Annotated in this window: 21 protein-coding genes; 13 read left to right on the forward strand and 8 right to left on the reverse strand. The window is 42.1% G+C overall.

Annotation, left to right across the window (positions count from 1 at the left end; all coding sequences use genetic code 11):
• Positions 1-27: 27 nt before the first annotated feature.
• From MmiHf6_RS02640 to MmiHf6_RS02650, 3 genes are all read left to right on the forward strand, one after another.
• Positions 28-1,653: a type II/IV secretion system ATPase subunit gene (locus tag MmiHf6_RS02640; protein ID WP_316558159.1), complete on the forward strand. Its 1,626-nt coding sequence runs from the start codon at positions 28-30 to the stop codon at positions 1,651-1,653.
• Complete coding sequence (locus MmiHf6_RS02645) at positions 1,637-2,557, forward strand: type II secretion system F family protein (RefSeq protein WP_316558160.1); 921 nt, start codon at positions 1,637-1,639, stop codon at positions 2,555-2,557. Before MmiHf6_RS02640 ends, MmiHf6_RS02645 begins: the two co-directional genes overlap by 17 nt.
• 144 nt (positions 2,558-2,701) lie before the next feature.
• Complete coding sequence (locus tag MmiHf6_RS02650; RefSeq protein ID WP_316558161.1) at positions 2,702-2,935, forward strand: hypothetical protein; 234 nt, start codon at positions 2,702-2,704, stop codon at positions 2,933-2,935.
• Positions 2,936-3,059: 124 nt separating this feature from the next.
• Here the strand turns inward: MmiHf6_RS02650 and MmiHf6_RS02655 are convergent, their stop codons facing one another.
• Both MmiHf6_RS02655 and MmiHf6_RS10205 read right to left on the reverse strand, forming a co-directional pair.
• On the reverse strand, positions 3,060-5,012 hold the full coding sequence (locus tag MmiHf6_RS02655; protein WP_316558162.1) for a phosphoadenosine phosphosulfate reductase domain-containing protein: 1,953 nt from the start codon (positions 5,010-5,012) through the stop codon (positions 3,060-3,062).
• Positions 5,013-5,107: 95 nt separating this feature from the next.
• Positions 5,108-5,224 (reverse strand): hypothetical protein, encoded by a 117-nt coding sequence (locus MmiHf6_RS10205; RefSeq protein WP_420891317.1) that lies wholly within the window; start codon positions 5,222-5,224, stop codon positions 5,108-5,110.
• Between MmiHf6_RS10205 and MmiHf6_RS02660 the strand changes: the two genes are divergently transcribed.
• Together MmiHf6_RS02660 and MmiHf6_RS02665 are read left to right on the forward strand one after the other, a co-directional pair.
• Positions 5,172-5,342, forward strand: coding sequence for a hypothetical protein (locus tag MmiHf6_RS02660; RefSeq protein ID WP_316558163.1), 171 nt, complete (start codon positions 5,172-5,174; stop codon positions 5,340-5,342). The two genes, MmiHf6_RS10205 and MmiHf6_RS02660, sit on opposite strands and share 53 nt — an antisense overlap.
• Positions 5,343-5,622: 280 nt before the next feature.
• Complete coding sequence (locus tag MmiHf6_RS02665; protein ID WP_316558164.1) at positions 5,623-6,906, forward strand: proteasome-activating nucleotidase; 1,284 nt, start codon at positions 5,623-5,625, stop codon at positions 6,904-6,906.
• A gap of 97 nt (positions 6,907-7,003) precedes the next feature.
• Here MmiHf6_RS02665 and MmiHf6_RS02670 read toward each other — a convergent pair whose 3' ends face one another.
• The 6 genes from MmiHf6_RS02670 to MmiHf6_RS02695 all read right to left on the reverse strand — a co-directional run bounded on the left by MmiHf6_RS02670 (position 7,004) and on the right by MmiHf6_RS02695 (position 11,728).
• The gene (locus MmiHf6_RS02670) at positions 7,004-8,353 is read right to left on the reverse strand and encodes an energy-coupling factor ABC transporter ATP-binding protein (RefSeq protein WP_316558165.1); all 1,350 of its coding nucleotides are present in this window, start codon (positions 8,351-8,353) and stop codon (positions 7,004-7,006) included.
• Between the two features lie 32 nt (positions 8,354-8,385).
• Positions 8,386-9,162 carry a cobalt ECF transporter T component CbiQ gene (gene cbiQ, locus MmiHf6_RS02675; RefSeq protein ID WP_316558166.1) on the reverse strand — a complete coding sequence of 259 codons (777 nt, stop codon included), beginning with the start codon at positions 9,160-9,162 and terminating at the stop codon, positions 8,386-8,388.
• Positions 9,163-9,427: 265 nt separating this feature from the next.
• Positions 9,428-10,000 (reverse strand): hypothetical protein, encoded by a 573-nt coding sequence (locus tag MmiHf6_RS02680; RefSeq protein WP_316558167.1) that lies wholly within the window; start codon positions 9,998-10,000, stop codon positions 9,428-9,430.
• 21 nt (positions 10,001-10,021) lie between these two features.
• Positions 10,022-10,378, reverse strand: a complete 357-nt coding sequence (locus tag MmiHf6_RS02685; protein ID WP_316558168.1) for a 3'-5' exonuclease family protein — start codon at positions 10,376-10,378, stop codon at positions 10,022-10,024.
• A gap of 364 nt (positions 10,379-10,742) precedes the next feature.
• Positions 10,743-11,045, reverse strand: coding sequence for an energy-coupling factor ABC transporter substrate-binding protein (locus tag MmiHf6_RS02690; protein ID WP_316558169.1), 303 nt, complete (start codon positions 11,043-11,045; stop codon positions 10,743-10,745).
• Positions 11,046-11,056: 11 nt separating this feature from the next.
• Positions 11,057-11,728, reverse strand: a complete 672-nt coding sequence (locus tag MmiHf6_RS02695; RefSeq protein ID WP_316558170.1) for an energy-coupling factor ABC transporter permease — start codon at positions 11,726-11,728, stop codon at positions 11,057-11,059.
• A gap of 1,299 nt (positions 11,729-13,027) precedes the next feature.
• Here MmiHf6_RS02695 and cbiT point away from each other — a divergent pair.
• The 8 genes from cbiT to MmiHf6_RS02735 all read left to right on the forward strand — a co-directional run bounded on the left by cbiT (position 13,028) and on the right by MmiHf6_RS02735 (position 19,166).
• Positions 13,028-13,570 (forward strand): precorrin-6Y C5,15-methyltransferase (decarboxylating) subunit CbiT, encoded by a 543-nt coding sequence (gene cbiT / locus MmiHf6_RS02700; protein WP_316558171.1) that lies wholly within the window; start codon positions 13,028-13,030, stop codon positions 13,568-13,570.
• Between the two features lie 151 nt (positions 13,571-13,721).
• On the forward strand, positions 13,722-14,339 hold the full coding sequence (locus tag MmiHf6_RS02705; RefSeq protein WP_316558172.1) for a cobalt-factor II C(20)-methyltransferase: 618 nt from the start codon (positions 13,722-13,724) through the stop codon (positions 14,337-14,339).
• A 40-nt stretch (positions 14,340-14,379) separates the two neighbouring features.
• A complete protein-coding gene (locus MmiHf6_RS02710) occupies positions 14,380-15,114 on the forward strand; it encodes a cobalt-precorrin-4/precorrin-4 C(11)-methyltransferase (RefSeq protein WP_316558173.1) in 735 nt (244 codons plus the stop codon).
• Positions 15,115-15,280: 166 nt separating this feature from the next.
• Complete coding sequence (locus MmiHf6_RS02715; protein WP_316558174.1) at positions 15,281-15,862, forward strand: cobalamin biosynthesis protein CbiG; 582 nt, start codon at positions 15,281-15,283, stop codon at positions 15,860-15,862.
• An 88-nt stretch (positions 15,863-15,950) separates the two neighbouring features.
• Positions 15,951-16,304 (forward strand): cobalamin biosynthesis protein, encoded by a 354-nt coding sequence (locus tag MmiHf6_RS02720; RefSeq protein WP_316558175.1) that lies wholly within the window; start codon positions 15,951-15,953, stop codon positions 16,302-16,304.
• Entirely contained in the window at positions 16,273-17,070 is a 798-nt protein-coding gene (cobJ, locus tag MmiHf6_RS02725; RefSeq protein WP_316558176.1) for a precorrin-3B C(17)-methyltransferase, read from the forward strand. Before MmiHf6_RS02720 ends, cobJ begins: the two co-directional genes overlap by 32 nt.
• A 182-nt stretch (positions 17,071-17,252) precedes the next feature.
• A complete protein-coding gene (locus MmiHf6_RS02730) occupies positions 17,253-17,972 on the forward strand; it encodes a precorrin-8X methylmutase (protein WP_316558177.1) in 720 nt (239 codons plus the stop codon).
• Positions 17,973-17,999: 27 nt separating this feature from the next.
• On the forward strand, positions 18,000-19,166 hold the full coding sequence (locus MmiHf6_RS02735) for a cobalt-precorrin-5B (C(1))-methyltransferase (protein WP_316558178.1): 1,167 nt from the start codon (positions 18,000-18,002) through the stop codon (positions 19,164-19,166).
• Positions 19,167-19,176: the final 10 nt, after the last annotated feature.

A 19,176-nucleotide genomic window follows, 5' to 3' on the forward strand; every position in this document is an offset into this window, starting at 1 on the left:
ATTAATTCCTGCGTTCGGTTAGGATTCATGGATCAATTGCTTCAATCTTATGATTTACTTCAATCTTATGAATTAACCAAACCGCATGCAGCGGTTTTAATCATTAAAACGGAGGACGGCAGAATATTTTATCGCCTGTCCGAACCTGAAATCAGTTCCGATAAAAGAATTTTGTTTCAAAAAATTCTTGCGGCGCTTGAAGATTCTTTAAATCCGGAATTGTTTGAACAAAATGAGAACAGAGATGAAAAAGAAGATGAAAAAGAAGATGAGAAGAAAGATGAAAACAAAGATTTAAAAATCGAAATTATTCAAAAAGCCGTTTCCGATTTGCTGAAACTCTATTCAATCCAACTTTCCGATTCCGATCTTGATATTTTCAATTACTACATTCGCCGCGACTTCTACGGCTTCGGAATGATTCAGCCGCTTTTGGAAGACTCAAATATTGAAGACATTTCATGCAGTGGCAGCAATCTTCCGATTTATGTTTTTCACAGAAAATACGGGTCCGTTCAAACCAATCTGATCTTGTCGGAAAGTGAGGCGGCCGGATTGGTTCGAAAAATGGCTCAATGCTCGGGACGGCAGATTTCGGTTGCCGAGCCGATGGCAGAAGCCGTTCTTCCGGACGGGTCGCGCGCGCAGCTGACGCTCGGAAACGAAATTACGACAAAAGGAAGCACATTTACGATTCGTCGATTCAATGAAAAACCGTTGACGCCGGAAGAATTGGTTCACAATGAAACATTTACGGCGGAGCTGATGGCTTATCTTTGGATTTGCGCCGAATCGAATATGAATCTCATGTTTGCCGGCGGAACAGCAAGCGGGAAAACAACATCATTAAACGCGGTGTGCCGATTTATTCCGATTGACAAAAAAATCGTATCGATCGAAGATACGAGAGAAATTAATCTGCCGCATTTGAATTGGATTTCAGGCGTTTCAAGAGAAAAACAAAAATCTTCAAACCCGAATGAAAAGACGGCGGGCGAAATCACGTTATACGATTTGCTCAAAGCGTCTCTCAGGCAGCGTCCTGAATACATTTTGGTCGGCGAAATCCGCGGCTCGGAAGCTTATGTTTTGTTTCAGGCGATGTCAACCGGTCACGCAACAGTTTCAACGATGCACGCCGAATCCGTTGACACTTTGGTTCACCGCCTTGAAAATCCGCCGATGAATGTGCCGCGCGTTATGATTCAAACGCTTGACGTTTTGGTCATTTTGGCGCAAACTGAGGACGAGGGTCGCTTTTCAAAAAAATGTACGGCCGTTTATGAAATTTTAGAAACCGACCCTCATACTTCTGAAATTCTAACGCTGGAGATTTTTAATCAAACTCGGCCGAACGAAAAACTGAGTTTGGAAAAGTCATCCGTTTTGGAAAAAACAAGAATTCGAAAAGGCTGGACATTTGAAAAACTTGAAGGTGAATTCAATCGCAGAGTTTCGATTTTGAAGAAAAATGAACAAAAAAATGAAAAAGGAAATGAACAAAAAATTGAAAAAAGAAATGAACAAAAAATTGAAAAAAGAAATGAACTAAAAATTGAAAAAGGAAATGAACAAAATATTGAAAAAGGAAATGAACTAAAAATTGAAAAAAGAAATGATCAAGGGGATGGGAAAAATGAACATCATGTTTGAATCTTTTTTCAATCAAATTGCCGTTTTTTCATATCGTTTTTTCGGTAAAATCGCCGAGCAAATAAAAACGCCGTTTTTAGATCAAAACTTAAAGAAAAGCCGAATGTATATCCCTGCCGATATTTACAAATCTTTGATTTTATTCGTTTCATTTTCAATTTTATTCATCGGAATTTTGATTGAAATTCTTCTTCTCTTTCTGAATCTTTCAGGGTTGATTGAAAAAATACAATTTAAAATTGCAGCATCTTTGATTTTTATTGCCGCCGCAGTCATATTCATTTTGGCAATTATTTTGGTAATTTCAATTTTTTGCTTTTTGCCGTATTTCAAAGCTTATGACAGAAAAATCAAAATAGAGCAGCAGCTTCCTTTTGCCGTCAACTATATGGCGGCAATGGCAATTGCAGGCGTTTCAATTGAAAATATCTTCAAATCCATGTCTCAAAAACGTATTCAAACGGTTTATCCCGAACTTTCCGTTGAAATGAAAACGATTTTGATTCATACAAATTATTTCGGAAAAGATTATCCGTCGGCGCTTCAAAAATTATCTGATGAAACTTCATCGCCGATGTTTGCCGATTTTATTACGAGTTCAAAAAATGCAATGCTTTCCGGCGGCAGTTTTCAAAAGTTCATCATTTCCAAAAAACATGAATACAAAAGCCTTGCCGACCGCCGGAAAGACAAATATTTTCAAACGCTTGACATACTTTCCGAAATTTACATCACCGTTTTCTTGGCGATGCCGATTTTCTTTATGATCATGTTTTACACAATGGCGCCGCTTTCCGGATCACAAACCGGGCAAATGGCAGTTCTGGCTTACCAAATCGTTCCGTTTTTGGGAATCTTTTTCCTGCTGATTTTGGAAATTATTAACGAAAAAGAAGACGTTTGAGTTTGTTTTTAATTTTTCAAATTTAAATTCAGATTCTTTTTTCATTTTTCATTATTTCAGCATTGAAACCCAAACATCCAATATTTTTAAGTCTGTGTATTTTATGTTGCCGCTGCCAATCAGATTTGTGTTTCCGGTTGGAGGGTGGTGTTTGTTTCCGATTGGAGTGAGGTTTCTGTTTGCAGTCGGAGGGCGGTGTTTGTTTCCGGTTGGAGTGTGGTGTTTGTTTCCGGTTGGAGTGAGGTGTTTGTTTCCGGTTGGAGTGAGGTGTTTGTTTGCAGTCGGGTCAGGTTTTCCGTTTGTCACCACCGGCGTCGCTGCCGGCAGCCGCAGCAGCTGCCCGCCGCCGCGCGAGCCGCTCCGCTTCTCATAAAATAATTCAAAACAGACTCACTATTTTCATTTAATCTTTCAAAAAATAAGTTTCGTTTTTCAAAAAAATAAAAACAGATCCGAATCAATATTTCAAAATCAAAATTGAAAAGATCAAAATTGAAAAGAATTAATCGCTCAACTCTCTCAATTCGATTCCCAATTCATCGGCAAGCTTAATCATTTTCGGCGGCAGCTGCTCCCAGCGCCAGAACCCGTGCCTGATGTATTCATCCGACACATTCTCTTTTTTCGCCCAGGATTCCAAATAAGTTTCCCAGCGATTTGCAAGTTCCGGATGAATCTCTCTCATCCGCTCGTATTCCGCCTGAAACGCCGCCGGACACATCCAGCAACCGATGCGTTCCATCCCGTTATCGTAAAGCGGATTGTACGGCAGTTTTCGCCAATGAATGTAAAGCCAAACCTCAATCGCGCGCCAATCTCTTATCGGGAAAATGTTGAGCTGGCCTTCCACATTCGGATTCGCATCCATTGTCGGAATTTTGGAGCGCATAAACGATTCCTGGCGGCGCTTGCCGTCAAGCGATAAATGCGGTTTGCCGTCGGCAAGGCGGTTGCTTGAATTGAGTTTACAAACTTTGCAGCACCAGCGACTGTCTTTTGTCGGATGATCTTCAACTTTGAGCGTTTTCCAAAAATCCTCGCCCGCGCTCATTTCTTTAAACGGAATATTTCGGCTTTCGCAATATTTTCGCGCAAACTCAATCGTTTCAGGATAATCAATTCCCGTGTTCAAAAAAACCGCCGTAAACGGATGGTGAACCAGCGCCGACGCCGCCAAATCCAGAACGACAAGACTGTCTTTGCCGCCGCTGAACGAAACAAAGACAGGCTTTTCTTTATTATCTTTTAAATTCACGGCGCCTTTGATCGTATTCATCGCGTCTTTGCCGAGCGCTTTAATATAATCCTTATTCGCGGCAACAATCTCATCCATCGTCGGCTTTTTATCGGAAAGCAAAAACCGTGCAGGCTCTTCATTCGTAATGTTTTTCACTTTCAGAATCTGAGCCGCTTTGATTTCTTCATCAGATTTTGTTGACATTACAATTGCAACGCTATCATTTTCCTTTTTGACGCGGTAGAAATCTTCGCTGTCGGCGTGAGAAATTCCGTATCCGGTTAAGTTGTATCCTGTTGATTCAGATCCGGCGGAATTGCCGCTTGCAATCAAAACCGGTTCGCCCTTTTTAATTCCGGCAGGGAAATCTTCAATCAAATCATAAGTCACGTTTTTGCCGTTCAAATGCGTTTTTACTTTTCCGATTTTAACGACGCGGCCGGCGGAAGCGAAGCTGTAAGGTTCATTGAAAAAGAGTTTGGAGCCTTCAAGCGTTGGTTCAAAGACGAAATCCAATATTTTCAAATCAAAACGAAGAATTCCGACGACGCGACCGTCCGCGATAATTTCCATCGTTTGATCGTCGCCCGGAATTTTATTCAGCAAAAGAACGCGCCCTGTAAGCGGATTGCAGGAAAAAAGTTTCATCAAGTGCTTTTCAATTAATTCATAATCATATCCTTGAGCGAATCGAACGTCGGCGGGCTGTGAAAGCGTGATTTTGTCGGCGGGCGCATTAACAGAGCTGCAGGTGCCGCATTTTTCGCCGATGAGCGGAACATTACATTCACGGCACCAATAAATGAAATCATTATCGTAATGAACGCGGTTGCTGCCGCTTTTCTTAAAGTCTTTTTTCGTTTCGGAAAGTTTTCCGAGGTCTTTGGCGCTGTAACCGTCACGGTAACGGTTTTGAGATTGGCTTTGAGATTTTTGTGATTGATTTTGAGATTGATTGCGGGATTTGTTTTGAGATGAATTTCGATTATTTCCGCTCTGTTTATTATTGGTATTTTGCTTGCTGCTATTTTGGTTACTGCCGCCGCTTTGTTTATTGTTGTCGCTGTATTGATTACTGCTGCCAATTTGTTTATTGCTGCCGCTGTTTGAATTATTTTTAGCGTCATTGTTTTTTCCGGCTTTCAGCCCTTTCTGTTCCCCTCTGCCTTTGACGCGGTAATTGTCCTTGTTATTTTGAGTCGGCGGTCGCCTTGCCATATTTTCACCCGTATTATCTTGTATTTTCGTACATTTTCGTGTATTTGCATTGGAATGTATTTCTGATATTAAAGGCGAACTATTCCAATTATTTATCAAAACATTTTGAATATCAAAAACCAAATAATCAAAACAATCAAAAAGAATGCCAGCGCATACTTGAAAGTATTTTTATCAAAACGGAAACCGCCGTTTCCGAAAACGATCGGAATCGGGCCGATCATAATCATGCCGCTTGTTTTTGAACGCGGCGCGCCGTCAAATTCTGCCGCTTCATTTTCAAAATCTTTTTTGAAGCCGAACGCGTCGTTTTCATTCGTTTTACTCTAATTATTATAATTATTGCAATTATTGTAATCATTACTGTCATTTTCATATTCGCCGTCATTCTCATACGCTCGGCTTTCCGACTTCATTTGTCTTCTTGCCCAAAGATTCAAGCCGACTGTCAGCAGAATTGAAAATAAGATTGATAAAATGATTGAAATAATCAATCCCGGCCAAAAGAAATACACATTAATATCCATTGTTCAGTTTTATACGGCGATTTAATTTATGATTGTTTTGTTGTGAAAATATTCTTATATGCTAAATCCGTCATGGATATATTATGTCAGAAAACGATTTTGAAAATACGCAAAACTCATCCGACTCTGTTTCGATTGAAAAAGTCGGACCGGAAACCTTAGAGCCGGAACAATTGTCTTTGGAAAATGAAGAGTTGCATGAAAAAATAAGAGCGCTGACGGAAGAAGTGTCGGCGGCTCAAATCGAAAACGGCGAGCTGAAAGCAAATGTTCTGAAAATGACTCAAATCATTGAAGATCATCGCTGGGAAATCCGCCGCCTTAAAAATCAAATTGAAGATTTGACAAAAACACCGTTTTTCATTGCAACCGTTATGGAAATTTTTGACGATGAAGTTTTGATTAAGCTTCACGGCAACAATCAGGAAATTTTAACGCACACGGCGCCGGATTTTGAACAAAATCTTGAACCGGGAATGCGTGTTGCCGTCAACGGCGCCGCTTACGTGATTATGGATATTCTCAGTCAGTCGACAGATGTTCGCGCTCAGGTTATGGAACTCATTCAGTCGCCCAATGTCAGTTACGATCAGGTCGGCGGTTTGGGTGACGTGATTCAGGAAGTGATCGAAACGGTTGAACTGCCGCTCACGCATCCGGAATTGTTTGAAAAAGTCGGTATTGAGCCGCCGTCAGGCGTTCTTCTTTACGGCGGTCCGGGGACGGGAAAAACGTTGATTGCAAAAGCGGTTGCGACGCAGGCAAATGCGACTTTTATCCGAATGTCAGGCTCTGATCTGGTTCAGAAATTTGTCGGCGAAGGCGCCCGTTTGGTAAAAGATATTTTTGCGATGGCGCGCTCAAAGGCGCCTGCGATTCTTTTCATTGATGAAATTGATGCCGTCGGCGGCACGAGAACTTTTGACGGCACGAGCGGTTCTGCCGAAGTGAATCGAACAATGCTTCAGCTGCTTGCCGAAATGGACGGTTTTGACGGCCGCGGCGATGTTAAGATTATGGCGGCAACGAACAGAAAAGATCTTCTCGACCCTGCGCTTTTGCGCCCCGGCCGCTTTGACCGCGCGATTGAAGTGCCGATGCCGGAAGAGTCCGCCCGCTTGGAAATCCTTCAGATTCATACGAGAAAAATGAATTTGGACAAGGATGTTGATTTGAAAAAGCTTGCCAAGGAAACGAAAGGTTTCAGCGGCGCCGATTTGAATGCGGTTGCAAGAGAAGCCGGCATTTTCGTTCTCAGAAGACGCGGTGATTCTGTCACGATGAAGGACATGAAGGAAGCCGTTAAGAAAGTCAAGAAAGATGAAGAGGCGAGCCGATTGAATGCGCCTTATGATATGTTTGCGTAATGCAAATGTATCTTTTGTTTTTTTGTTGTTTTTTTGTTGTTTTTTTGTTGTTTTTGTTGTTTTCCTGTTAATTTTCGGATTATTTTTGTTCGTTTTCTTATTCTTCTTTTCCTTCTTCTTTTCCGGCTGAATCAATCTCTGTCGCGCCTTTCCCGACCGGACCGAAAACCAAACGAATGCCGCTGTTTCTGATATATTCTCTGATACGTTTTGCCGTATGAGAGACCATTCCTTTGCTTGTAATGATTAAACATCGGCTTCCCGTGATTGCATTCAATATGGATTTGTCAATGACGCCGGAATTACAGACAACATTGATTCCTTCATTTTCGGCGATGTCCTTGCTCTTTTTTCCCATCGCGCCGATGTGATCAATATCATATTCTTCAATAATTTTATCAAACTCATCTTTGTCAAAAGAATCCATATCATAAACGTAAATGGCGCCGGGTTTGAGGACGCGGCGGTTCAATTCAACGACGGCGGTCCCGTCATCATTTTTGAATAAAACGCGTGAATTGACGGCTTCATACAATCCGTCCTTTGCAAATTCGCCGAAAAGAACGCCTAAATTAACGCATCCGCCGACCTCGATTTCGGGACCGGCTTCAACGCGCATCAAATCAATCGATCTCAACAGCTGAACCAGCTCGGGAATGTCTTTCGGCTGCGCATTTCCGGGCGCAAGCCAGCGCTTTTCAAGTTCGCGGTAAACATCTAAAATAAACGGGCTTTTCAGCGCCGAATTCCGAACTTCTTCGTCATTTGAAAAAACAAATCCGGGCGTTCCTTCATTGATCAATTTGCTTGAAGACAGCAAATAAACATAATCCGACCACTGATACGCCAAATCGACATCGTGCGTTGAAATAATGATCGTTTTGCCGAGGCCGTTCAATTCATTGAGAATGTCCAATATTTCATCCGCGCCAACCGGATCCAAATTCGAAAGCGGCTCATCCAAAATGATGATGTCCGGGTCCATCGCGAGAACGCCGGCAATCGCAACGCGTTTCTTCTGACCGCCGCTGAGATGGTGAGGCGGTTTGTCTTTGAGGCTTTGCAAACCGAAATGGTCAAGCATTTGATTGACAACACGCTCAATTTCTTCTTTGGAATAACCCAAATTCAGCGGGCCGAAAGCAATATCCTGATAAACCGTCGGCGCAAAAAGCTGGTCGTCAGAATTTTGAAAAACGATGCCGACTTTTTTGCGAAGCTCGCGCAGTCCCGACGCCGAATAATTCACTTCTTTGCCGCCGAAAAGAACTTTGCCGCTTTTGGGTTTGAGCGTGCCGTTGAGCAGTAAAAATAGAGTAGACTTTCCGGAGCCGTTTTTGCCGACAAAAGAAACCTTTTTTCCTTCAGGAATCGTGATAGAAATATCATCAATCGCCTTGGTTCCGTCAGGATAACTGAATTCTAAATTTTTCGTTTCTAAAATCATAAATGCAACTCCGATATGCGGTTACGGATCCGTTAAAAAAATTGAAAACCTCTCGTATAATAAAAAACGGCGGCAATCGACGCGACAAACAGCAGCGATAAAAGCGCGTCCGAAAACATGATTTTGTACTTCGCGTCGTAATAAGGAAGTTTGCCGTCATAACATCTTGAATTCATGGAAAGATACAAACGGTCGCCCTGTTCCAATGTTTGAACAAAAAGGCTGCCGACCAAAAGCCCGACCGAATGAATGCTTCTTTTAAAATTGCTGTAGCCGAAGCGCATTGCTTGAGCCGATTGAATGTTTAAAAGCAATGCCAAGAAGACAAAGATGTAGCGGTAAATCAGCATGACAAGTTCCATGAAAATGTCTAAGAATGAAATTCGTTTGAAATATGAAAACAATTCAAGCATCGGCGTTGTCATGGAAAGGAAAAATAAACAGGCCAAACCGTTTGCCGAGCGCGCGAAAACCAAAAGCGCCAAATTCGCGCTGCCGGTCGTAATTGAAATTACCCAGCCGAAAAGGTTGATTGACCAAAGCGTTTCGCCGCCGTCGCCGTAAGCGAAAAACGCTAAAATGAAAGCGCTGACAACGGCAAATCCGAGGACTGACAAAAACAGTTTCAGATACATGCCGACCGGAATTTTTCCGAGAATCAGCGTTGCCGCAATCATACAAACGGCAATGAATAAAGGCAGAATCGGAGACGATGAAAACAAACCCGCCAAAAGCCCGATAAGAACCAATATGATTTTCAGCGTTGTATTTTTGTATCTCAGCGGGCTGACAAGCGCTATATCATCCAAAGTTCTCACGGCAAACTCCCTCTTTTCTGCTCTTTCTGATTATGCCAATCCTGAATTTGTCACATAAATGGTTTGTTCCACAAATAAATTTTGTCATATATAAGTTATACTAAATCAATAGGACTTGAGTTAATATAAAAAACGTGATTAATAAAGATTGCGGATAAAATCTTCATGAACAAATAAAATTAATATGGACGCAGAAAATTGTAACACGAAAAGATTTTTGAAAAACCAAGAAATATTACAAAGTATACAATGCAGATTAAATCGTGTACAAATTGATATTCGGATCATTTCGGAATTTCGAATTTTTTTTAAAATCCGAATCGTCAGTTATAATATTAAAATTTTGAGAAACACTTTTACAATCTCGGCATTTCGGACAAACGGCAAGGAAATCAATCGGATCGAAACGATGGCGATTGTAAGTTTTAATGAGAAGGTGAATCGTATTTAAATCGACAAATTCGTCTGTAACAAAGTATGTAGAACAAATTTGCTGAAGTATTGTTTCTAATTTATCTTGAATTATTAAACGTTCTTCTTGAATATCTCGATATTTTTTAAGAGTCATTCTGATATTGTTATTTTGGCAATATTTTTCGAGTTCTGCTTTCTCGGCAACGTGCACCAATTCTTGTAAATTAAGCGCTGAAATATGTAATTGATTGCCGCTGTTTTGAAGTTTTGTAATAAATTTAAGGTAAGTTTTTGATTTTGTTTTATTTATTTTCGAGTCTTGGTCGCAAAAATAAATAAAATACAAAATATTCGCGTCAACATAGAATTGTTCATCCGAAGGCACTGATTCAAGCGATTGAATTGAATAAATCATTTGTATCATCTGTTTCGCTGTTCAGTATAAATATTCTTGAACCAGTTCCTCAAGTTTTTTTTCTAATTCTCGGCGTGCTTTCGGAGACAAACTGTAATGACTTACCATGTTGTCGTAAGTCAATTTGTAAGCGCCTTTTCCGAGTTCCGATAATCCGATGAGCCGGAAACGTTCATCGTATTTTTCGCGCGTCATGTCTTCCAGACGATGCGTTAGTGCGAATCGAAAAAAAGCGGGACAATAATCAACAATTCCCGTAAAATCAATGATAATCTTTTCCTCCCCGTTTGCAAGAGCGGAATCAATAAGGTTTGAAAGAATATCGGAATCCTCAACACTGTATCCGGTTTTAAAATGATTTGTCGCTTTTATTATCAACGATTATACCTCCAAAAACTTAAATCGGGTATTTTAAAACCGAAATGGATAGATGAGTATAAAATTGCTTTTAAATTTTTATAATTCATATTAAATTGTATATTATAAAAATTCAATTGATGAAATTCAATTGTTGAAATTCAATTGATGAAATTCAATTGATGAAATTCAATTGATGAAATTCAATTGATGAAATTCAATTGATGAAATTCAATTGATGAAATTCAATTGTTGAAATTCAATTGATGAAACTCTTTTGATTACTTTTTGATTCAAAAAATGAAACGAAACAAAAAAGAAACGAAAAACAACAAACAAAAAAATATTAAAAAATAAAATAATAAAATAAGGAAAGAACTTAAAATTAAGCGCTTCCCGTTTGTTTTTTACACTTCTTCATGGCGTAGTAATAACCGAAGAATAAACCGATGATCAGCGCGCCGATTGCTCCCTGGAGACAGAAAAGCAGACTTTCGGTTTCGCCTCCCGGCGGTTCCCAAAGCGGTTCTGCAATCGGCTCATATTCGGGGTTCAATTCATAAATCAAATCTTCCGCTGCACCGTCGGCGCCGCCGAATTCTGAATCTGAAATCAATGTCACGTAAACGAAGACCGCTGCAAAGATCAAAATGGCGATCACTAAAAGATATTCAACTTTAAATTTCATTTTCAATCACCTCATGAATTCATTTTTGCAACCTGCTCTTCTGTGAGCGTACCGTTCTGCGTGAAGAATTCGCCTTTCACTTTCGCGATGAATTTGACAGCGACAACAATGATCAAACCTTCCAAAATCGCGAGCGGAATCTGAGTCAATGCAAAGATGCCGAGGAATTCGGGGAGTGTCTCAAGACCGAATGCAAGAGCCAGCTGAACGGATGTCATCACATAAGTTGCCAAATCGGCAATGAACGCAGCCAAGAAAACTGTAACATAAATATTGATACTGGTTTTCTGCATGGCTTTGTAAACGAGCCAGGCCAAAAGCGGACCGAAGAAGCCCATTGAGAAACAGTTGGCGCCAAGCGTTGTCAAGCCGCCGTGGGCGAGCAAAAGCGCCTGGAAAATGAGAACAATTGCGGACATGACGGCTGTGATTGCCGGACCGAATGCGATGGCCGACAAACCTGTGCCTGTCGGATGCGACGAGGACATTGCAATCGGCGAGGGGAGTTTCAAACTGGACAATACAAAGATAAAAGCGCCGGAAACGGCTAAAAGCGGCAAAACTTCTCTGTTTTTGCGGACAACTTTGTTGAGCTGAATGATACCTGCAATCAAAATAATGATTGTCAAGCCCCACCAAAACAAAGCCCATTCCCAGGGAAGTGCGCCTTCCATAATGTGCATAGCAAAATAACTCCTTTTATTTACTGACTATTATAACGCTAAAATAACACTCAATGCAGAAACGCTGCATACCCTAAAACATGTCCAAAACAATTTTATTTTCTTACATGGGATTCTCTTCCCGATAAAAAATATAACAAAATTGTAAATTGACATGAAATACAAATTATATATAGATTTTATAGGATATAAACGCCGAGGAATCGGATTCAATCTGTTATCCTAAAAGATTATATCGACTCATCTTTAATTTTCAGCCGTTTATTCTTCCATTTATTCTTCCGTTTTCATTTTTTAAAAACAGAATTTCTCTTATCGATTATTTTAAATTTGCAATTTTCTTTCAATAATTTTTATTTGCAATTTTCTTTTCGATTATTTTTAATTTGCAGTTTCTTTTCAATTATTTCTTAAAAATGTGCGGCTCGCGCGGCGGGCGGCAGCTGCTGCGGCTGCCGGCAGCGGCGGCAAACGCAAACCTGATTGCAAGCGGAAACGGAAACCTGACTCCAATCGGAAACAAACACCTCCCTCCACCTGCAACCTGAAATTTTGTGAGGCGAAGCCGAGCAAAATTTTATGCCAACGGATTTCTTAAAAAGCCGATACGGACGGAAACTGAGACCGCCTCAGCAGCAAATTAAAAGACAGTTGCAAATTGGCAGGCTCAGCCGGAGCTGACAGCAGTAAAAGACAGTCGCAAGAAAACACTTTGCAGGGGCAGTACACAGCTGAAAATTGGACTGCTTTTTAGTTTTTATTTTCGTATGGTTAGAATCTCCAACCCCTTCTTTCCTCCGCTTCGCTTTGGAAACGCGTCGTTGGAGGGGGCGGTATTTTGTCTTTTCATTTAATCTAAAATTAATTGAAACATCTTTTTTCATCAAAATTTTCAAAACCGGAACGCCGTCTTTTTTCCAAAACCTAAAACATTTATTTAGGGTTTTATCGGGCGTTCAGGTTCACCGATTTTCAAAAATAGGATGTTTGGGTTTTATTTTGAAATTAAACAAAAATGCGGTTGGGTTTGAAAATTTAAAGAAAAAATGCAGCGGCTCGCGCGGGCGGCAGCCCGATGGACGAAAATGAAAATAGATGAAAATAAATGAAAATAATACAAGAAAAGAAAAATGCGCGCAAATTTACTTGTCAAAATATAAAAATTAGAAGTGGATTCCTAAATTTAAGGAAAAGATATAAAACAAATTAAAAGGATTATAGTTTTCAAAATGAACTCAAAATTCGACTCAAAATCAAAGAATTGAAGTCAATGAATTAAAGATTGGAGCAAAATAAAATATGCCTGAATTGATCGGTGTTTCGGGGGGGCCGACAAAGCCCGAAATCATTGCCGTTTCCCTTTTTAAATTGGATCTTCGCGACGGAGACGTTTTTGCAGATGTCGGTTGCGGCACCGGACTCATTTCCATTGAAGCAACGCGTCTTGCAAAAAACCTTCAAATTTATGCCATGGACGCGCGCGAAGTCGCCGTTGACGCAGCAACGCGAAATTTTAAAAATTTCGGAATCGAAAACGCTGAAGTTATTTTCGGCGAGTCTTCCGAAGTCATTTCAAACTTGGAAAAAGTCGACTGCGCTTTTGTCGGCGGAACCAAAAACATCACTGCCGTTTTAGATGCTTTGATCGAAAAAGGCGCGCGCTCAATCATTGTCAACGCCGTTCGCATTGAAACGGTCGTCCGCGTGATCGAACATATGAAAAAGCGCGGCATCTACGATGAAACCGTTCACATCATCGCTTCCCGAAGCGAAGATCTGACGGGCGAGACGTATTTTAAGCCCGAAAATCCCGTTTATATTATGTCGGGAAAACGGAAATAAAAGTGTGAAAATCAGCATAAAATTTTATTACGATTTATTACATTACTCACTATAAATTATTCTATACAAAATTACAACTGTTCATTAAATTCATAAAAAATTGCATAATCATTAATCATATTGCAAACCAGTGTGAGAGGGATAAAACCAAATGTTATACGGTATCGGATTAGGTCCGGGGGACCCTGAATTATTGACGCTCAAAGCGGTCAGAATTTTAAAAGAAAGCATAAAAGTATTCGTTCCTGGAGAAATGGCTGCCGAATTGATTCGCCCGTACGTGACGGAAGAGCCTGAAATTTTAGATTTTCCCATGATTTACGATGAAGAAAAACTCAAAGAAATCTGGAAAGCAAACGCCGAAAACGTTGCCGAATACGCCCGAAAAGGCGATGTCGCTTTCTGTTTGATCGGCGACCCGAACTTTTTCTCAACATTTACGCACATGAAAAAAGTGCTGGCAGACGTTGCGCCCGATGTTGAAGTTGACACCGTTCCCGGAATCAGTTCGATCACATCCTGCGCGGCGCGCATGGGTGTTGCGGTTGAAACTTCTTTTGAAGTTCATGACGGCGTTTCCGACATCAATTATTTCATTCATTTAAAAGCCCGCAAACCGCAGGAAATCATCGCGCGCTTTGAAAAAGAAGGCTATAAAGAATTCATCTTCGCCGAGCGTTTATTCTCCGACAGAGAAGTCATTTGCAAAGGCAAAGAAAACATTCCGGAAGAAGGCAATTATTTCAGCATCGTTTACGGAAAGAAGTGAACCGCAATTGAATTGAGTAAGTGATTTAAAAGTGATTTAAATGAGTGAAAAAAAGATTTATATTGTCGGCGCCGGTCCGGGCGATGAAAAATTGATAACGGTCAAAGGAAAAGAACTCCTTGAGAAAGCCGATTTGGTGATTTACGCGGGCTCGCTTGTGAACCCGAAAGTTTTGGAATACACGAAAGGTGAATGCGTCGACAGCTACGGTTTGACGCTGGATGAGACGACGAAGCTGACAGTCGACGCGGTCAACGCAGGCAAATTCGTAGTGCGCCTGCACAGCGGCGACCCTGCGCTTTACGGCTCGATTGTCGAGCAGACGGAAGAATTAAAACCGTACGGCATCACCGCCGAGCGCGTTCCGGGCGTCTCCTCCGTGTTTGCGGTGGCGGCAGCGCTTGAAACGCAATTTACGCTGAACAATGTTTCAGACTCCTTGATTATTACAAGACCTGCGGGAACCACGCTTGAAAAAGATCAGATCCCCGAATTTTCAGAAATGGGCTGTACAATGGCGATTTTTTTGGGAACGCAGAAGATTGAAGAAATCATGGAAAAGGTCAGATGTCCGAGAGATACTCCGGCGGCAGTCGTTTTCCACGCGTCATGGGAAAACCAGGAAGTAATTCGCGGAACGGTTGACGATATCGCCCAAAAAGTCAAAGACGCCGGCATTAAGAGATCGGCAATGATCATTATCGGCGACGTTGTTGATCCGAAAAATTACGCGAAATCTTATCTTTACGGCGTGAAACAGGGCCCGTTAGACTGAAATCATTAAAAAATCAATAAAAATGTTGAAAAAATCAATGAAAATTTGATTGTAATTGATTAAAAATAATCAATAAAAATTATTGAAAACCAATAAAATATTGATTGAAAATTCAATGTAAATTTTGAAAAATCAATGTAAATCGGTTGAAAAAGCAGGATAAATTATGGATTTGAAAGTTGCTGTTGTCACGTTTGAGCGCAATATGGAAGTTGCTCAAAAGCTGGCCGATCATTTGAACGGGGAGGTCGTTCTTTATGAAAAAGGCATTTTCAAAGACATTTTTTCAAATTATAACGCCGTTGTCGCTGTTTTTGCAACCGGCATCGCCGTTCGCGAAATCGCGCCGTATTTGGGCAGCAAATGGGAAGACCCGGCATTGATCGTTGTTGATTCCGGATTGAATTTTGCGATTCCCGTCCTCGGCGGCCATCACGGCGGAAACGATGTCGCGCGCAAAATCGCGGAACTCGGCGCTGTTCCAGTCATTACGACGGCAACGGAAGTTCATCAAAAACCGTCTGTTGAAGGCATTGCCGAGAAACTCGGCTGCGACGTTCGAAACCGAAAGTCAACGATTGAAGTGAATTGCGCTTTGCTTGACAGGGATGTTGAAGTGCTGGAAGTGAAAGGCCCGAAAATCATCGTTGTCGATGAAAACGTTTCCGTCCTCGTGAAACGAAAAGACGGAACGACTGCGACGCTTGATGAAATTGACGGCATTAATGAAAACGGCATTAATGAATAAATGAATGCCAAAATTCATAAACAAAAATGAACGTCAAAATTCTAAATAAAAATAAAAACAAAAACAAACGGAAATGTTGTGTGGTTGAATGATTATCGGAATCGGTGCTCGCCGCGGCGTGACGGAACAGGAAGTTTTAGATGCTGTCAGCGCTGTTCTTTCCGATTTGAATCTTTCGATGTCTGACATTGACTGTTTTGCGTCTTCCGTTTTGAAAGCGGACGAGGCAGGATTATTAAGCGCGGTTCAAACGTTGGGAAAAGAAATTCGGTTTTTAGACGACGATGTTTTGAATGAAACCGATCCCGAATCGGAATCAGAGGCCGGAAGATTCGGTTTAAAAGGCGTTGCCGAGCCGGCTGCTTTAGCTTTATCAAATCATAAAAAATTAATTTTAAAGAAACAAGTTTATGGGAGAGTTACGATTGCCATCGCAGAGTGAAAAGAAAGGAAAGTTGTACATTGTCGGAATCGGTCCGGGTTCGGTCGAGCAGCTGACAGTGTATGCAAGAGACGTTATTTTGAATGCCGATTATGTTCTCGGAAATGATACTTATTTGGATCAGATCGAAGATTTGCTGACGACGCAGAACATTTACCGCAGCAGCATGGGCAAGGAAGTTGACCGCGCCAAAGAAGCGGTGAAGCTTGCAGAAGACAATATCGCCGTGATGGTCAGCGGCGGTGACGCAAACGTTTACGGCATGGCCGGAATCGTGATTGAAGTCGCTGAAAGCAACAATTTGGATGTCGACATCGAAGTCGTTCCGGGCGTCACCGCAATGCTTGCGGCGGCCAGCGTTCTCGGCGCGCCCGTTGTCGTTGACGCGGCAACGATCAGTTTAAGCGATTTGCTCACGCCCTGGGAAGTCATTGAAAAAAGACTCTCGGCAGCGGCAGGCGCCGACTTTATCATTTCGCTTTACAATCCGAAAAGCCGTCAAAGAACGTCCAACTTTGAGCGCGCGATTGAAATCGTCCGCAAGCACAGAGATGATTCGGTTCCGGTCGGACTCGTTAAGAACGCGCTTCGCGGCGACGAACAGGAATATATCGTGACGACGCTCGGTGAAGTTTTGAAATACAACGACTGGGTCGACATGAGAACGGCAATCATTATCTGCAACAGCGATTCCAGGATCTGGTGCAGCCCGAACGGCGACCGTATCATTACGCCGCGCGGTTATCACAGAAAGTATGAATATTGATGAACGAATGAATGAATCGAAAACAAATCGATGACAAACTGAATGAATCAAAAATAAATCGATAAAATGATGAATCAAAAACAAATCGAAATGATGAATCGAAAATAAATCGATGAATGATTCAATAAGTTCATAAATGAACGCTTTCAATCTTTATTATCAAATTATTTTGAGGAAAACTCATGACTACGGACACAAACAAAAACTACGGCACGCTGGATGAACTCGCGGTCGTCACGATTGAAATTGATCAGGCTTTTGCCGATTCCTGCAAGGATTTCGGCGCGGGAACGGATGAAGCCAAAACCATTTACATGAAGAGCCGCACGTACATTGAAGGCGTTGTCGGCAACAAAACGCCTGAGGACAGAATCCGCCAGCGCTGCGCGGTTGCAACCGGCGACATTTCTGTTGCAGATATCATGGAATTCCGTCATGATCCGATTGCGGCAGGCGTTGATGCAATCGAAAAAGGCGCTCCGATTTTTACGGACATCAGCATGGTGAAAGCGGGAATTACCCGCAGCGGTCACAATTCTGAAATTATTTGTGTTTTGGATGAAGACAAAGACGCTGAAATCGCCAAGAAATACGGCATCACGCGAACTTCCGCGGGCTATTTGGCCTGCCGCGACAGATTAAACGGTGCCATCATTGCAATCGGAAACGCGCCGTCGGCTGCGATTACGGTTTCAAGATTGATCGAAAAAGGTTTGAGGCCCGCTTTGATCGTTGCAACGCCTGTCGGTTTTGTGAACGCTGCAGAATCCAAGGAAATCGTCAGAGACATGGAAATTCCGATTCCGTCGATTACGTGCGTCGGAACCCGCGGCGGAACGCCGATGGCGGTTGCCTGTGTCAATGAAATCATCGCGATCGCGAATGAAAAGAAGAAGCAGTAAATCCAATTATAAATCATTTTAGATAGCATGAGAGATCCCGTCAATGATTTTGAAATCCCCGAGGAATGGATTGAAAAATCCCCGCTTCCGAGAGCGGAAGTTGAAGATTTAGTCACTCGCGGGCTTGTTGTTGTTTTAAGTGACGGGTCTTTCTTAAAACGCGGTTTTACGACGGGAACAACGGCGGCGGCAGCGGCCAAAGCGGCAGTGCTTTCACTCGGCAAAGATTCGGGCGCAAAAGCGATTGGAGCTGCCGTTGCAGATCCTGTTGCAAATCCCGTTGCAGGAACAGTCATTACGGTGCCGACGCCGATTGGTCTTCGCGCCGAACTTAAAGTCGAATTTGCAAAAGACGGTGATGCCGGCGTTCGAAAAGTTTACAACGATCATGAATCCGATATTACCCGAAATGTTCTTTTTTGCGCGAAAGTTCAAAAAACGAATTTGAACGATCCCGAATTTGCGGCGGGTAATGCCGTTGATAATATTTTAATCACGGGCGGAATCGGTGTCGGAATCATTCGGCGTGCCGGCTTTGAAACGCGCGTCGGCGAATATGCAATCAATCCAAAACCCCTCGCTCAAATTCGCGAATCGGTTAAAGAAGGTCTCAGAGAAGTCGGTCTTTATGATGAAATCTGTGTGAAAAAAGAATCCGCTTTGATTGTCAGTATTTACATTCCCGACGGCGTTGAACTCAGCAAGAAAACGCTGAATGAAAGAATCGGCATTGTCGGCGGCATTTCCGTTCTCGGGACGACGGGTTTCGTTGAGCCTTGGAATGATCATCTCGGTGAAATGAAAGATGTTTTGATTCAGGATGCGAAGCGGCTGGTTCTGACAACGGGACGCCAAGGAATGGCGACATCAAGCATGCTTTTTCCCGGCTACGAAATTGTGATGGTCGGCAGTCGAATTTCTGAAGGAATCGACGCGGCTGTGTCGGCTGAAGAAATTGTTGTCTGCGGTTTGCCCGGCCTTGTTTTGAAGTGGGGAAATCCGGATATGCTCAAAGACAGCGGTTTTGCGACAGTCGTTGAAGTGATTGAAAAAGATCCGACGAATCCGCTTTTGAAGCAGGCGTTTGAAATGTGCATCAAGAAAGGAAAGGGCGCCAGAATTGTTGTCATTGACCGCGAAGGGCTTGTTTTGATGGACAGCAAGGGTGAGTTTGATTATTTGATGAAAAATTGAACTGACAGTG

The sequence above is a fragment of the Methanimicrococcus hongohii genome (genome assembly GCF_032594095.1).
GTDB lineage: Archaea > Halobacteriota > Methanosarcinia > Methanosarcinales > Methanosarcinaceae > Methanimicrococcus > Methanimicrococcus hongohii.